The sequence below is a fragment of the Pseudomonas sp. RIT-PI-AD genome, assembly GCF_025642785.1.
In the GTDB taxonomy this organism is placed as follows: domain Bacteria; phylum Pseudomonadota; class Gammaproteobacteria; order Pseudomonadales; family Pseudomonadaceae; genus Pseudomonas_T.
Genome location: NZ_JANZKU010000014.1, coordinates 105,945 through 119,738 on the forward strand (window position 1 = coordinate 105,945; position 13,794 = coordinate 119,738).

Annotated in this window: 13 protein-coding genes; 9 read left to right on the forward strand and 4 right to left on the reverse strand. The window is 68.8% G+C overall.

Annotated features, from left to right (window positions below):
• Nucleotides 1–3 precede the first annotated feature (3 nt).
• The 3 genes from OGL92_RS13970 (at nt 4) to OGL92_RS13980 (ending at nt 2,016) form a co-directional block, all read left to right on the forward strand.
• Nucleotides 4–384, forward strand: coding sequence for a phage holin family protein (locus tag OGL92_RS13970; protein WP_263144349.1), 381 nt, complete (start codon nt 4–6; stop codon nt 382–384).
• A complete protein-coding gene (locus OGL92_RS13975; protein WP_263144351.1) occupies nt 381–776 on the forward strand; it encodes a hypothetical protein in 396 nt (131 codons plus the stop codon). The genes OGL92_RS13970 and OGL92_RS13975 overlap by 4 nt, the downstream gene beginning before the upstream one ends.
• A 79-nt stretch (nt 777–855) precedes the next feature.
• Complete coding sequence (locus OGL92_RS13980; RefSeq protein WP_263144352.1) at nt 856–2,016, forward strand: EAL domain-containing protein; 1,161 nt, start codon at nt 856–858, stop codon at nt 2,014–2,016.
• A 138-nt stretch (nt 2,017–2,154) separates the two neighbouring features.
• Here the strand turns inward: OGL92_RS13980 and OGL92_RS13985 are convergent, their stop codons facing one another.
• The 3 genes from OGL92_RS13985 to OGL92_RS13995 all read right to left on the reverse strand — a co-directional run bounded on the left by OGL92_RS13985 (nt 2,155) and on the right by OGL92_RS13995 (nt 4,516).
• Nucleotides 2,155–2,964: a transporter substrate-binding domain-containing protein gene (locus tag OGL92_RS13985; RefSeq protein WP_263144354.1), complete on the reverse strand. Its 810-nt coding sequence runs from the start codon at nt 2,962–2,964 to the stop codon at nt 2,155–2,157.
• Nucleotides 2,965–3,035: 71 nt separating this feature from the next.
• On the reverse strand, nt 3,036–3,836 hold the full coding sequence (locus tag OGL92_RS13990; protein WP_263144355.1) for a transporter substrate-binding domain-containing protein: 801 nt from the start codon (nt 3,834–3,836) through the stop codon (nt 3,036–3,038).
• A 50-nt stretch (nt 3,837–3,886) separates the two neighbouring features.
• Nucleotides 3,887–4,516, reverse strand: a complete 630-nt coding sequence (locus OGL92_RS13995) for a TetR/AcrR family transcriptional regulator (protein WP_263144357.1) — start codon at nt 4,514–4,516, stop codon at nt 3,887–3,889.
• Between the two features lie 190 nt (nt 4,517–4,706).
• Between OGL92_RS13995 and OGL92_RS14000 the strand changes: the two genes are divergently transcribed.
• The 6 genes from OGL92_RS14000 (at nt 4,707) to OGL92_RS14025 (ending at nt 13,252) form a co-directional block, all read left to right on the forward strand.
• Nucleotides 4,707–6,572, forward strand: coding sequence for an acyclic terpene utilization AtuA family protein (locus OGL92_RS14000; protein WP_263144360.1), 1,866 nt, complete (start codon nt 4,707–4,709; stop codon nt 6,570–6,572).
• Between the two features lie 74 nt (nt 6,573–6,646).
• Nucleotides 6,647–7,522, forward strand: a complete 876-nt coding sequence (locus OGL92_RS14005; protein ID WP_263144363.1) for an SDR family oxidoreductase — start codon at nt 6,647–6,649, stop codon at nt 7,520–7,522.
• Between the two features lie 3 nt (nt 7,523–7,525).
• Nucleotides 7,526–9,142, forward strand: coding sequence for a geranyl-CoA carboxylase subunit beta (gene atuC / locus OGL92_RS14010; protein WP_263144365.1), 1,617 nt, complete (start codon nt 7,526–7,528; stop codon nt 9,140–9,142).
• A 52-nt stretch (nt 9,143–9,194) separates the two neighbouring features.
• Complete coding sequence (atuD, locus tag OGL92_RS14015; protein ID WP_263144368.1) at nt 9,195–10,355, forward strand: citronellyl-CoA dehydrogenase; 1,161 nt, start codon at nt 9,195–9,197, stop codon at nt 10,353–10,355.
• Nucleotides 10,356–10,416: 61 nt separating this feature from the next.
• Nucleotides 10,417–11,226 carry an enoyl-CoA hydratase-related protein gene (locus OGL92_RS14020; RefSeq protein ID WP_263144371.1) on the forward strand — a complete coding sequence of 270 codons (810 nt, stop codon included), beginning with the start codon at nt 10,417–10,419 and terminating at the stop codon, nt 11,224–11,226.
• Nucleotides 11,227–11,269: 43 nt separating this feature from the next.
• On the forward strand, nt 11,270–13,252 hold the full coding sequence (locus OGL92_RS14025) for an acetyl/propionyl/methylcrotonyl-CoA carboxylase subunit alpha (protein ID WP_263144373.1): 1,983 nt from the start codon (nt 11,270–11,272) through the stop codon (nt 13,250–13,252).
• 184 nt (nt 13,253–13,436) lie between these two features.
• On the opposite strand, the gene OGL92_RS14030 is transcribed toward OGL92_RS14025, so the two are convergent.
• The coding region (locus tag OGL92_RS14030; RefSeq protein WP_263144376.1) for a hypothetical protein at nt 13,437–13,794 on the reverse strand (358 nt) is incomplete at its 5' end.

Consider the following 13,794-nt stretch of genomic DNA (forward strand, 5'->3'; position numbering starts at 1 on the left):
GGAATGGAAGCCGGCCCACTGCCGGCCAGCCATGGCCCGTCGCCACGCCGCCTGGGCGCGGCGGCGTTAGGCCTGCTGCACAGTCATCTGGAATTACTGGGCATCGAATTGCAGGAGCAGAAGGGGCGCACCCTCAACCTGCTGCTGTTCGCCGGATTGGGCTTGTTGTTCGCCCTCCTCCTTCTGCTGGGCCTGTCCACGCTGGTGATGGTCATCGTCTGGGACAGCTATCGCCTGACCGGGATCATCGGGCTCTGCATCGTCTATACGATCGCGGCGGTTCTGTGCGGATTGCGTTTGCGTGCGCAGTTGCATGACGAATCCACCCCCTTCAGCGCCACCCTGGCCGAATTGAAGAAAGATCGGGAGCAACTCTTGCCATGAGCGACGTACAGCTACCTGAATTCTCCTCCCGGCGAGAACTGCGTAAAGCCGTGGTGCGCCTGCGCATGGAACTGCACCGGCAGCAGCTCCAGCACGAAGCCCTGTTGCTGACCCAGCCGCTGCGTCGAGCCAAGGGAATCACCCATAGCCTGCAGGACTCGCTCAACGTGAGTAATGCGCCGTTGTGGGGCATGGCCGGCATGTCGCTGCTGAGCTTTCTGTTCGGCAAACGCCGCGGCCTGGCCAGTTTGTTCAAGCTGGGCACCAGCCTGCTGCCACTGCTCAAGCTCACCAGGCACAAGCCCTCGCGCCCGCCGGTGGCGCCCGTCTCGACCTACTATCCGCCGAAAGAACCGCTGCGAAGACGCAAAGAGGGCCCTCCTTTCCGCTGAATGGCTGCTAATTTGCTACGGCTGCTTATCGTTTTAGGCGCGGGTGTAGTCTTCTTGCCGCGTCGACTAAGGAGTTGTCGTGATAGATGGGCTACCGATCGCATGTTTTCAGCCGTTCATCGATACCGCCACCGGCCTGATCGCAGGGGTTGAAGCACTTGGACGCCTGCGCCAGGCCGATGGTCGGCTGGTCTCCGTCGGCCCGTTGTTCTTCGACCCCAAGGTGTCCGGTACCGCCTTGCGTCGCCTCGACCGGGCGATCCGCGAAAATGCGTTGCAGCGCTTGCACGAAGCGCCGGACGACTGGTTCCTCAGCCTGAACATCTCCCCTCGCTGGATCGGCCGCCTGCATCCCGGCCAGGCCTTGCCCAGCCTCAAGCAACTCCTCCTGGCCGGCATTCCGGCCCATCGCATCGTGTTCGAGATCACCGAACTGGGCGCCAGCCGTCGTCTCCCCGAAGTGGTCGCGCGCTATCGCGAAGCCGGCGCGCGGATCGCCATCGACGATTTCGGCGCGGGCTACTCCCAACTCGACCGCGTCCTCGCCCTTGAGCCCGATATCCTCAAGCTGGACATGCGCCTGTTCCAGGAAGCGGCTCGCGGCGGCGCCAGCGGCGAGGTGGTCAAGGCCCTGGCGCAGATGGCGGAAAAGACCGGCTGCTGGATCATCGCCGAAGGCGTCGAGACCGAAGCGGAAATGGACTTCGCCCTGGAGTGCGGCGCCCGCTACGTGCAGGGCTACCTTTTCGCCCGCGCCGAAGAGCACTTCTTCGCCAGCGACGCCTTCGTCGGCCGCTTCGCGACCTTGCGCGACCGCTATGTGCGGCAGAAGCTCGCCGAACGCGGGCGCCTGATGATCCTGAGGCAACAGGTGAACGCGCTGATGGCCATGCTGCGCGACTGGGCGGCGACCGGCGCGCCCGCCTCGCAACTGCCGGCGCCCAGCGACTATCCCTGGTTGCTGCGCCTCTACCAATGCGACCGGCATGGCACCCAGCTGACGCCCAACCTCGAATGGCGCGACGGCAAGTGGCACGAGGACCCGCGTTACCTGGGACACAACTGGTCGTGGCGGCCCTACTTCTACCAGTTGCTCGCCGAGGGCTGGGAGGAGCGCCGCCTGACCCTGTCCAGCACCTACCGCGACGCCACCAGCAACCAGTACTGCCTCACCGCCGGGCAATTCGTCGACGACGGCATGCGGCTCCTGCTGGTGGACATCGACGCCGCCGGTTTCTGATCCCCACCGGGATGGCCCTGGGCGCGGCAGGCGCGTCCTTCCTTGCCGGCTGCTGCATCTTCACCTGAGCCGGCCCGTTCGGGCCAAGCGTCCCGGACAGCCGGGCGCGGGCGCTTCGGAAGCGCCACGCCGACACGTTCAATGGGCCACGTGCCCGATGGTCGAACTGTCCCGCGCGGTGGGTTTGACCTCGATCTGGTAGCGGCTGAAGATCCGCTCCAGGCGGCCGTCGGCGCGCAGCCGGTCGAGCAAGGCCGAGAACGCGTTCGCGTCGATGGGCGCGCCGGGCCGCAGCAGCGCGTAGTGTCGGTAGACCTGATCCACCCGCTGCGAGGGCAGGAAGAACTCGCGCTGCTCGGGATGGGCTTCCAGGTAGGCTCCGAAATAGGAACGGGTGACCAGTGCGACTTCGGCGCGGCCGCGCATCACCATCATCAGGTTGCTGTCGTGGGAGTAGGTGCTGACCGTGTTGAACTCGCGAGCGAGGAACGCGGGGTCCGAATTGAAATCGGCGAAGCCGTAGTGATAGCCGGAATAGAGCGCAAGCCGCTTGCTCTTCAGCTCATCGAAATAGCGCTCGTCGCGCCCTTCGCTGGCCTGGGCCACGTAGATCTCGGCGTCTTCCAGGCCCATGTCGATGCGCGAGCCTTCGATGCCGTCCCAGCCCCAGCCGGGATTCTCGAACATCGCCAGGTCGATCCGGCCCTGCTGGAAATCACGGAAGCGCCGGGGAATGGCGGTGGGCACCAGGACGAACCGGTAATCCGACTGGGCCGCGTTGAACACCCCGATCAGTTCGGGCAGCAACCCACCGGCCTCGTTTCCTTCCGGCTTGATCACATAGGGCGGAAAGTGCGCACCGCCGATGTGCACTTCCTGCGCGGCGGCCACCGCTCCGGAAACGCCAAGGCATGCGGCGCAAACAAACACCCATGTAGAAATTCGCATTTCGATCCGTCGACCCGGCTTTTCCCCAGTCGCAGCAGCCTACCCGAATTGAATTGAGCTTCCCACTGCGCCTAGCGCCGCTCGGGGGGCAACGGGCTCAGGGGCAAATGATAGCTTTCCAGCAGGGACGCCAGCCGGTTGTCCGCCAGCAATTGCCGCCAGAGCGCGGCGAGCCCTTCCTTGCTCAAGGGCGAGCGAGGCCGCAACAGCGCCTGCAAGCGGTAGGTCTGGTCGGTACGGCGCGACACCAGGAAGGCGTCCGCCAGCTCCGGGTTGTGCTCCAGATAAAGCTGCAGATAGGAACGGGTGACCACCGCCACGTCCACCCGTCCGTGCAGCACCATCAGCAGGTTGCTTTCATGGGAGTAGGTCAGCGTCGCCTGGAAGCGCTCGGCCAGCCGGGCCGGGTCGGCGTCGAGGCCGGCGAAGCCATAGTGATAGCCGTTGCGCAGTGCCAGCCGTTTGTCGCTCAACCGGTCGAAATAGGCCTGGTCACGTCCCGGGGTCGCCCGCGCCACGAACACCTCGGCATCCTCGATGCCCAGGTCGAGGGCATCCGCCTCGATGCCACCCCATCCCCAGGCCGCCGCCTCGAAGAACATCAGGTCGAACCGGCCCTGGGCGAAGTCGCGGTAGCGCCGTACGTTGGAGGTGGGCACCAGGACGAAGCGGTAGCGGGACTGCCCGGCGTTGAGCAGCGCCAGCAGGTCGGGCAGCACGCCGCGGGCCTGGTGCTCGGGTTTCACCGCATAGGGTGGGAAATCGTAGGCACCGACCCGGATCTCCAACGCGTCCGCGACCACCATGTCGGCCGACAGGCAGCACAGGAGCGGCAGGAGGAACATCGCTAACACGCGCCAAACGGCTGACATAGAGGCCTCGTCCAATCATCGCGGACAAGCCAAGCCTAGCCCAGCCAGCCTCACTCGTCCTTGAGGACCAGCGAGAGCGCTTGTTCCGCCAATTGGTCCAGGTCCATCGGCCCGTCCGAGCGGAACCAAGTGGTGGTCCAGCTCAGCGCGCCGGTGAGGAAGCGCCGCAGCACGAAGGGGTCGGCCTTCACGTAGCCGGCTTCCTGGGCCTCGGCGAGCACCCCGAGCCAGAGGCTCTCGTAGGTGTCGCGCAGGCCGAGGATGTAGGTGCGGCCCTCCTCGGAGAGGGAGCGCCACTCGTAGACCAACACCCCCATGGCCTCGCCGGTGCCGCCCATGATCGACTGCAGCTCGCAGCGGATCAGCGCCAGTACCCGCTCGCGCAGGTCGCTGGCCTCGGCCAGGGCGGCGCGCATCAGCGCGGTGTTGTAGAGGATGGTCTCCTCCATCACCGAGCGGAGGATTTCGTCCTTGCTCTTGAAGTGATGGAAGATGCTGCCGGACTGGATGCCCACGGCACCGGCCAGGTCGCGCACCGTGGTGCGCTCGTAGCCTTTGCTGCGGAACAGATGGGCCGCGGTTTGCAGCAACTTGCCGCGGGCGCTCTGCGGGTCGGTGAGGCAGCCTTCCGCGACCAACTCGCGCATCACCGCCTGGGCCTGGAGTTCATCCGGATTCATGCTTTTCGCCTTTCCTCGCCGGCCGCCTGGGACCTGCAGCCATGGGCAAGTGGTTGTCTCGGTTGGCGAAATCTATGCTGTCGAGGGCTGGCCAAGCAAGCGCTTGGGCAAAAACATAGGCTTCCGACTTTTCAACCAAGCGCTTGCTTGGTAATGTCCTGCCCATTGCATACACCCCTGGACCTTCGACATGACCGATAGCCTGCGAATCGGGTGCGCCTCCGCATTCTGGGGCGACACCTCCACCGCCGCCGCGCAACTGATCCGCGGCGGCGAGCTGGACTACCTGGTGTTCGACTACCTGGCCGAGGTCACCCTGTCGGTCATGGCGGGCGCGCGGCTGAAGAATCCCCGCCTCGGCTACGCCACCGATTTCGTCGACGTGCTCGCGCCACTGCTGGGCGAGATCGCCGAACGCCGCATCCGGGTGATCGCCAACGCCGGCGGGGTCAACCCCCAGGCCTGCGCGGAGGCCCTGGCGAGCGCCTGCGAGCGCGCCGGGGTGGACCTGAAGATCGCCGTGCTGCATGGCGACGACCTGCTCGACCGGCAACCGGCGCTGGCCGCCGCCGGCACGCTGGAAATGTTCAGCGGCGCGCCCTTCCCCGACGCCTGCGTATCGCTCAACGCCTATCTCGGCGCACCGGGGATCGTCGAGGCGTTGCGCCTGGGCGCCGACCTGGTGATCACCGGGCGGGTGGTGGACAGCGCCCTGGTCAGCGCGCCGCTGGTCCACGCATTCGGCTGGGCCTGGGACGACTACGACAAGCTGGCCCAGGCGGCGCTCGCCGGTCACCTGATCGAATGCGGCGCGCAATGCACCGGCGGCAACTTCACCGACTGGCAACGCGTGCCGGACTACGAACACATCGGCTTCCCGCTGGTGGAGGTGCAGGCGGACGGCCGCTTCGTGGTGACCAAGCCGGCCGGCAGCGGCGGCCTGGTCACGCCCTTCACCGTGGGCGAACAGCTGCTCTACGAAATCGGCGACCCGCGCGCCTACCAATTACCCGACGTGATCTGCGACTTCACCCGGGTCAGCCTGCAACAGGCCGGCCCCGACCGCGTCGCCGTCAGCGGTGCCAGCGGTCTGCCGCCCACCGACCGCTACAAGGCCAGCGCCACCTACCTCGACGGCTATCGCTGCAGCGCCAGCTTCCTCATCGCCGGCATCGACGCGGTGAAGAAAGCCCGGCGCGTCGGCCGCGCGATCTTCGCCAAGACCGCCGAGCTGTTCGACGCGCGCGGCTGGGAACCCTATGCCGAAACCCATCTGGAACTGCTCGGCAGCGAGGCCACCTACGGCCCCCATGGCCAGCGTCAGGACACCCGCGAGGTGGTGGTCAAGCTGGGCGTGCGCCACGCCCGCCGCGAGGCCCTGCTGCTGTTCTCCCGGGAAATCGCCCAGGCGGCCACCGGCATGGCGCCGGGCCTCACCGGCATCGTCGGCGGCCGGCCGACGGTGTACCCGCTGATCCGCCTGTTTTCCTGCCTGGTGGAGAAGGACGACAGCCGGCTGGCGGTGCAAATCGGCGACCGACGCCATCCGGTCGGCCTGCCGCGATTGGAACGTCTGCTCCCGGAAAGCCTGGTCGAAGCGGCCGAGACGCCATCGCCCCAGGGCGAGGCCGATACCAGCGTGCCGCTGGTGGCCCTGGCGGTGGCGCGCTCCGGCGACAAGGGCAACCACGCCAACATCGGCGTGATGGCCCGCAAACCCGAGTACCTGCCGTGGATCGCCGAAGCCCTGGGCATCGAGGCGGTGGTGGACTGGATGAGCCATGTGCTCGACCCGCAGGTCGGCCGGGTGGCGCGCTGGTACCTGCCGGGCACCCACAGCCTCAATTTCGTCCTGGAGAACGCCCTCGGCGGCGGGGGCGTCGCCAGCCTGCGCAGCGACCCGCAAGGCAAGGCCTTCGCCCAGCAGCTGCTGGAATTCCCGGTGCCGGTCCCGCGCGCGCTGGCGGACAGTTTGCCGGGTGCCCACGGCGCGCCTTACCTGGCGGACGCCGAGGACCCCGAGCCGTCGGCGGACAGCGACAGGCGAAGCCCCTGAACCGACGCCCGGCGAACCCAGGCCGCCGTACGGCGCGAGCGGCCGACGAGAACAACAACGTTAACGGAGCGGCCATGCCCTACGAATCCATCTTCAAACCGGCGCTGTTCGCCGGGCAGACCGCCCTGGTCACCGGCGGCGGCAGTGGCATAGGCCGTTGCACCGCCCACGAATTGGCGGCCCTGGGCGCCCACGTGGTGCTGGTCGGACGGACGCCGGAGCGCCTCGAACGGACGGCCACGGAAATCCGCGAGGACGGGGGCGAAGCGAGCTGGCACGCCTGCGACATCCGCGACGAAACGGCGGTGAAGGCGCTGGTCGCCCAGGTGCTCGCCGCCCACGGAACCCTCCACCACCTGGTCAACAACGCCGGCGGCCAGTACCCGGCGCCCCTCGCCTCGATCAGCCAGAAAGGCTTCGAGACGGTGGTACGCACCAACCTGGTGGGCGGCTTCCTGATGGCCCGCGAGGTGTTCAACCAAGGCATGAGCCGCAGTGGCGGTGCCATCGTCAACATGCTCGCGGACATGTGGGGCGGCATGCCGGGCATGGGCCATTCCGGCGCCGCCCGCGCGGGGATGGAGAACTTCACCAAGACCGCCGCCGTCGAGTGGGGCCATGCCGGCGTGCGGGTCAACGCGGTGGCGCCCGGCTGGATCGCGTCCAGCGGCCTGGACACCTACCCCGAGGCGATGAAGCGGCTGATCCGCTCGCTCAAGAACCAGGTCCCGCTGCAACGCATCGGCAGCGAGGCGGAAGTGGCCGCCGCCATCGTCTTCCTGCTTTCCCCGGCGGCGGCCTTCATCAGCGGCGCCAGCCTGCGTATCGACGGCGCCGCCAGCCAGGGCAGCCGCGCCTGGCCCCTCAGCCCCGCGCTGCCGGGGCGCAACCCGGTCTACGCCGGCTTCCCTCGTGCTCGCACGCCCGCCGTGCTGAAGGACCAGGAGTAACCCATGCCGGTCATCCGTTCGCAACTCGACCCCCAAGGCGAGGCCTTCGCCGCCGACCGCGCGGCCATGCTGGCGGCCCTGGAGGCCTTCCGCCAAATCGAACGCCTGGGCCGCGACCAGGCCGCCGCGGCCAAGCCGAAGTTCGAGAAGCGCGGCCAACTGTTGCCGCGGGAACGCCTGGACCTGCTGCTCGATCCCGGTGCGCCCTTCCTCGAGCTGGCATCCCTGGCGGGCTACCGGTTGCACGACGACAAGGACGGCAGCCAGGCCGGCGGCGGCATCATCGCCGGGATCGGCCAGGTCTCCGGGGTACGCTGCCTGGTCAGCGCCAGCAACAGCGCGATCAAGGGCGGCACCATTTCGCCGACCGGGCTGCAGAAAACCCTGCGCCTGCAACGGATCGCCATGGAGAACAAATTGCCCCTGGTGGCCCTGACCGAAAGCGGCGGCGCCAACCTCAATTACGCCGCGGAAATCTTCGTCGAGGGCGCGCGCGGCTTCGCCAACCAGGCGCGGATGTCCGCCCTGGGCATCCCGCAGATCACCGTGGTGCACGGCTCTTCCACCGCCGGCGGCGCCTATCAGCCGGGGCTTTCGGATTACGTGGTGGTGGTGCGCGGCAAGGCCCGCCTGTTCCTCGCCGGGCCGCCGCTGCTCAAGGCCGCCACCGGGGAGATCGCCAGCGAGGAGGCCCTCGGCGGCGCGGAAATGCACGCCCAGGTCGCCGGCACCGCCGAGTACCTGGCGGAGGACGACGCCGACGGCCTGCGCATCGCCCGCGAGATCCTCGCCATGCTGCCGTGGAACGCCCGCCTGCCGCGGCAGGCGCCGCCCGCCTATGCGGAGCCGCTGTACGCCGCCGAGGACTTGCTGGGGGTGGTGCCGGCCGATCCGAAGAAGCCCTACGACGCCCGCGAGATCGTCGCGCGGATCGCCGACGGCTCCGAGTTCCTCGACTTCAAGGCGGAATACGACGCCCAGACCCTCTGCGGCCACCTGCGGATCCAGGGCCGCGCCTGCGGGCTGATCGGCAACAACGGCCCGATCACCCCCCAGGGGGCGGCGAAGGCGGCGCAGTTCATCCAGCTCTGCGACCAGAGCGGCACGCCGCTGTTGTTCCTGCACAACACCACCGGCTTCATGGTCGGCACCGAGGCCGAGCGCGCCGGGGTGATCAAGCACGGCTCGAAACTGATCCAGGCGGTGGCCAACGCCCGCGTGCCCAAGCTGACCCTGGTGGTCGGCGGCTCCTACGGCGCCGGCAACTACGCCATGTGCGGGCGCGGCCTCGACCCGCGCTTCATCTTCGCCTGGCCCAACAGCCGCACCGCGGTGATGGGCGGCGCCCAGGCCGGCAAGGTGCTGCGCATCCTCACCGAGGACAAGCACGCCAGGGAGGGCAAGCAGGCCGACCCGCAGATGCTCGACCTGCTCGAACGGGCCACCGCGCAGAAGCTCGACAGCCAGTCCACCGCGCTCTACGGCACCGCCAACCTGTGGGACGACGGCCTGATCGATCCGCGGGATACACGAGTGCTGCTCGGCTACCTGCTGGATATCTGCGCCGAAGCCGAGGCCCGCACCCTACAACCCAACAGTTTCGGCGTGGCCCGGTTCTGAGCCCCGGCGACCGCCCTCACCCCCATCGCGCGATCAACCAGGAGCACCGCAGATGATCTTCACCGAGGAACACGAAGCGCTACGCCGGACCGTCCGCCAGTTCGTCGACAAGGAGATCAACCCCCACGTCGACGAATGGGAACGGGCCGGGCGCTTCCCGATCCACGACATCTTCCGCAAGGCCGGCGCCCTCGGCCTGCTGGGCATCTCCAAGCCGGAAGCGTTCGGCGGCCTCGGCCTGGACTACAGCTACTCGGTGGTCGCCGCCGAAGAGTTCGGCCGCATCCACTGCGGCGGCGTGCCCATGTCCATCGGCGTGCAGACCGACATGTGCACCCCGGCGCTGGCGCGCTTCGGCTCCGATGCGTTGCGCGAGGAGTTCCTCCGCCCGGCCATCGCCGGCGAACGGGTCGGCTGCATCGGCGTCTCCGAGGTCGGCGCCGGCTCCGACGTCGCCGGGTTGAAGACCCGCGCCCGCAAGGACGGCGACGACTACCTGATCGACGGCAGCAAGATGTGGATCACCAACTCGCCCAGCGCCGACTTCATCTGCCTGCTGGCGAACACCTCGGACGACAAGCCCCACGCCAACAAGTCGCTGATCATGGTGCCGATGGACAGCCCCGGCATCAGCCTCGGCCCGCACCTGGACAAGCTCGGCATGCGCAGCTCGGAGACCGCCCAGGTGTTCTTCGACGGTGTGCGGGTGCCGCAGCGCAACCGCATCGGCGCGGAAGGCACCGGCTTCATGATGCAGATGCTGCAATTCCAGGAGGAGCGCCTGTTCGGTGCCGCCAACATGATCAAGGGCCTGGAGCACTGCCTGGACGTGACCATCGACTATTGCAAGGAACGCCGCACCTTCGGCGCACCGTTGATCGACAACCAGGTCATCCATTTCCGCCTCGCCGAATTGCAGACCGAGATCGAGGCGCTGCGCGCCCTGGTCTACCAGGCCACCGAGCAGTACGTGCACGGCGCCGACGTCACCCGCCTCGCCTCCATGGCCAAGCTCAAGGCCGGCCGCCTCGGCCGCGAAGTCACCGACGCCTGCCTGCAGTACTGGGGCGGCATGGGCTATATGTGGGACAACCCCGTGGCCCGTGCCTACCGCGACGTGCGCCTGGTGTCCATCGGCGGCGGCGCCGACGAGATCATGCTGGGCATCCTGTGCAAGACCATGGGCATCCTGCCCGGCAAGAAAAGAGACTGATGGGACCGCCGGCCGCCGGGGTTTCCCCCGCGGCCACCCCGCCGCCCGATGGAGACCGAGGATGACCGCCGAGCCGAATACCCTGCCGACCTGCGCCACCCTGCTGCTCGAACGCCACGCCGGCGTATTGCGCATCACCCTGAACCGCCCCGGCCAGCGCAACGCCATGAACCGGGCGATGCTGGAGGAACTGCGCGCCGTGCTGGCCGCCGTGCGCGCGGACCGCGGGGTCCGCGCGCTGGTGCTGAGCGGCGCCGACGGGCATTTCTGTGCGGGCGGCGATATCCAGGACATGGCGGCGGCGCGGGCCGCCGACGCCCAGGCGCGGGCCGAATCGAACCGCGCTTTCGGGCGCTTGCTGGAGGACGTGCAGGGCCTGCCGCAGGTGGTGATCGCCGTGCTGCAAGGCGCGGTCCTCGGTGGCGGCCTCGGCCTCGCCTGCGTTGCCGACGTGGCCATCGCCCGGCGCGATGCCCGTTTCGGCCTCCCGGAAACCACCCTCGGCGTACTGCCGGCGCAGATCGCCCCCTTCGTGGTCGCGCGCATCGGCCTCACCCAGGCGCGGCGCCTGGCGCTCACCGGGGCGCGCTTCGAGGGCGCGGAAGCCCTGCGCCTGGGGCTGGTGCACCACTGCGAAGAGGATGACCCGGCGCTGCAACGACGCCTGCAGGACACCTTGAACCAAGTCCGTCAATGCGCACCGGACGCCAATGCCCGGACCAAGGCCCTGCTGCTGGCCGCCACCCTGCAACCCACCGGCGCATTGCTCGACGAAGCGGCCCGGCACTTCGCCGAAGCGGTCGGCGGCGCGGAAGGCGCCGAAGGCACCCTGGCGTTCGTGCAGAAACGCCCGCCCGCCTGGGCGCGCTGACGCCGCCCGCCCACCGACCCGTCCCTCCCCCAGGAAGCCCGTCATGCCCGCCTTCGACAAGATACTGGTCGCCAACCGTGGTGAGATCGCCTGCCGCATCCTGCGTACCGCCCATGCCCTGGGTTACCGCACCGTCGCCGTGTACAGCGAGGCGGACGCCGGCGCGCGGCATGTGCAAATGGCCGACGAAGCGGTCTGCCTGGGTCCGGCGGCGGCCGCGCAGTCCTACCTGAACATCGACGCCCTGCTCGAGGCGGCACGCCGCACCGGCGCCGAGGCCGTGCATCCCGGCTACGGCTTCCTCTCGGAAAACGCCGGGTTCGCCCAAGCCTGCGAAGCGGCGGGCCTGGTCTTCATCGGCCCGGACGTCGAGGCCATCCGCCTGATGGGCAGCAAGCGCCTGGCCAAGGCCGCCATGCTCGCCGCCGGGGTGCCCTGCATCCCCGGCTACCAGGGCGCCGAGCAGGACGACGCCTGCCTGGCCCGCGAGGCCGCGCGCATCGGCTACCCGCTGATGATCAAGGCCAGCGCCGGCGGCGGCGGACGCGGCATGCGCCTGGTGGAGAGCGCCGCCGCCTTGCCCGAGAGCCTGCACGGCGCACGCTCGGAGGCGCGCAACGCCTTCGGCAGCGACGAACTGATCCTGGAGAAGGCCCTGACGACTGCGCGCCACGTGGAAGTCCAGGTATTCGGCGACCGCCACGGCAACCGGGTGCACCTGGGCGAACGGGATTGCTCGGTGCAACGCCGGCACCAGAAGGTCATCGAGGAAGCGCCCTGCCCGGTGCTGAGCGCCGAGCAGCGCCAGGCCATGGGCGCGGCGGCGGTGAAGGCCGCGGCGTCGGTCGGCTACGTCGGCGCCGGCACCGTGGAATTCCTCCTCGACGAAGACGGCGCCTTCTACTTCCTGGAGATGAACACCCGCCTGCAGGTCGAGCACCCGGTCACCGAGGCGATCACCGGCCAGGACCTGGTGGCCTGGCAGTTGCGCGTGGCCGAAGGCCTGCCGCTGCCGCTGCGCCAGGAACACATCCGCTTCGAGGGGCACGCCATCGAGGTGCGCCTCTACGCCGAAGACAGCCGCCGCGACTTCCTTCCGCAGACCGGTCTCGTGCACCGCTGGGAACCCGCCGTGGTGGAAGGCGTGCGCATCGACCACGGCCTGCGCGAGGGGCAGCCAGTGACCGCGTTCTACGACCCCCTGCTGGCCAAGCTGGTCGCCCACGGCGCCACCCGTGACGAAGCGCGGCGCAAGCTGATCCGCGCGGTGGAAGACTGCGTGCTGCTCGGCGTCCAGGCCAACCAGCGCTTCCTCGCCGACCTGCTGCGCCACCCGCGATTCGCCAGCGGCCAGGCGACCACCGCGTTCATCGAATCCGACTTCCCGAGCAACTCCGCCGAGGAGCCCCCCTCGGCGACCGAACGGGCCATCGCGGCCGCCCTGCTCTTTCACACGGCAGCCGTGCGCGAAGGCGCCAGGCCTGGCCTCGCCGGCTGGAGCAACGGCGAGCCCACGCCCGAACGCCTGTCCCTGCGCCAGGGCGAGCAGCGCTTCGATCTGCAGTTGGAGATCCGGGCCGCCGGCGCGCAACCGCGGCTAAGCGTCCGCGACGGAGAAGGACATACCGCGCTGCAGGTGCTGGAAGCCGATGGCCGCTGGGCGACCCTGGAAATCGACGGGGTGCGCCGTCGCCTGGCGTACCATCAGGTGGCCGATCACCTGTGGCTGTACGGCCGGAGCGGTGCGCTGGAATTCATCGACATCACCCGCCAGCCCGTCGATGGGCGACGCAGCGTCGGCTCCGGCACGCTGACGGCGCCCATGGACGGCGCCATCGTCGAGGTCCGGGTGAGCGAAGGCGCCCAGGTGACACAAGGTGAGCTGCTGTTGGTGCTCGAAGCGATGAAGATGGAGCACCCGCTGAAGGCCGGGCTCGATGGCATCGTCCGCCGGGTCGCGGTGAAGGCCGGCGACCAGGTCAAGGGCCGCCAGGTGCTGCTGGAAGTGGAACCGCTGGAAACCTGAAACCCTCTACGCTCCGCCAGCCGGGATGCCGCCCGTGGACGGGGCGCACCCGGTGCTCCAGGCCATACCGCCGGCGTGGGGCGCTCGGGCGGGGTGGCGAGGCCAGGGGGCGAGAGACATCGCAGCCGTAGTCCCCGACGGCATTCAACCCGGTCTCGTCGAGGCCGGGGACTTCCGCGCCCCCCTAGCGCTTGAATTCGAAGCGCAACTCGGCGCCTTCGATGGCGTCCTCCCGCTCCTTGGTGATCAGGCGTCCGTTGAGCTGGAACGGCGCGGCGGCCTGGCGCTCTTCGAACATCGGCGGCAACAAGGGCTCTTCCTTGTTACGCGCGGTGTCCGGCACCAGCTTTTCCACCGCTTCCTTGGGCAGGTGCAGGTCCAGCTTGGGCTTGGGCAAAGCCTTGCCGAGCTCTTTGCCCGGGGCGGGAGGGTTGGCCTTGCGCACGGCGTCGGCGACCTTCTTCGGCGGCTTGTCCTCGTCCTTCGACTCACTGGTTGCCTCGGCGGGAGCAGCGACGCTGGCCACCTTCGCCGCCTGTTGC

Coding starts and splice junctions, on each gene's coding strand:
- OGL92_RS13970 (WP_263144349.1), top strand. CDS start 4: ATGGAAGCCGGCCCACTGCCGGCCAGCCATGGCCCGTCGCCACGCCGC.
- OGL92_RS13975 (WP_263144351.1), top strand. CDS start 381: ATGAGCGACGTACAGCTACCTGAATTCTCCTCCCGGCGAGAACTGCGT.
- OGL92_RS13985 (WP_263144354.1), bottom strand. CDS start 2,964: ATGCGAATTTCTACATGGGTGTTTGTTTGCGCCGCATGCCTTGGCGTT.
- OGL92_RS13990 (WP_263144355.1), bottom strand. CDS start 3,836: ATGTCAGCCGTTTGGCGCGTGTTAGCGATGTTCCTCCTGCCGCTCCTG.
- OGL92_RS13995 (WP_263144357.1), bottom strand. CDS start 4,516: ATGAATCCGGATGAACTCCAGGCCCAGGCGGTGATGCGCGAGTTGGTC.
- OGL92_RS14000 (WP_263144360.1), top strand. CDS start 4,707: ATGACCGATAGCCTGCGAATCGGGTGCGCCTCCGCATTCTGGGGCGAC.
- OGL92_RS14005 (WP_263144363.1), top strand. CDS start 6,647: ATGCCCTACGAATCCATCTTCAAACCGGCGCTGTTCGCCGGGCAGACC.
- atuC (WP_263144365.1), top strand. CDS start 7,526: ATGCCGGTCATCCGTTCGCAACTCGACCCCCAAGGCGAGGCCTTCGCC.
- atuD (WP_263144368.1), top strand. CDS start 9,195: ATGATCTTCACCGAGGAACACGAAGCGCTACGCCGGACCGTCCGCCAG.
- OGL92_RS14020 (WP_263144371.1), top strand. CDS start 10,417: ATGACCGCCGAGCCGAATACCCTGCCGACCTGCGCCACCCTGCTGCTC.
- OGL92_RS14025 (WP_263144373.1), top strand. CDS start 11,270: ATGCCCGCCTTCGACAAGATACTGGTCGCCAACCGTGGTGAGATCGCC.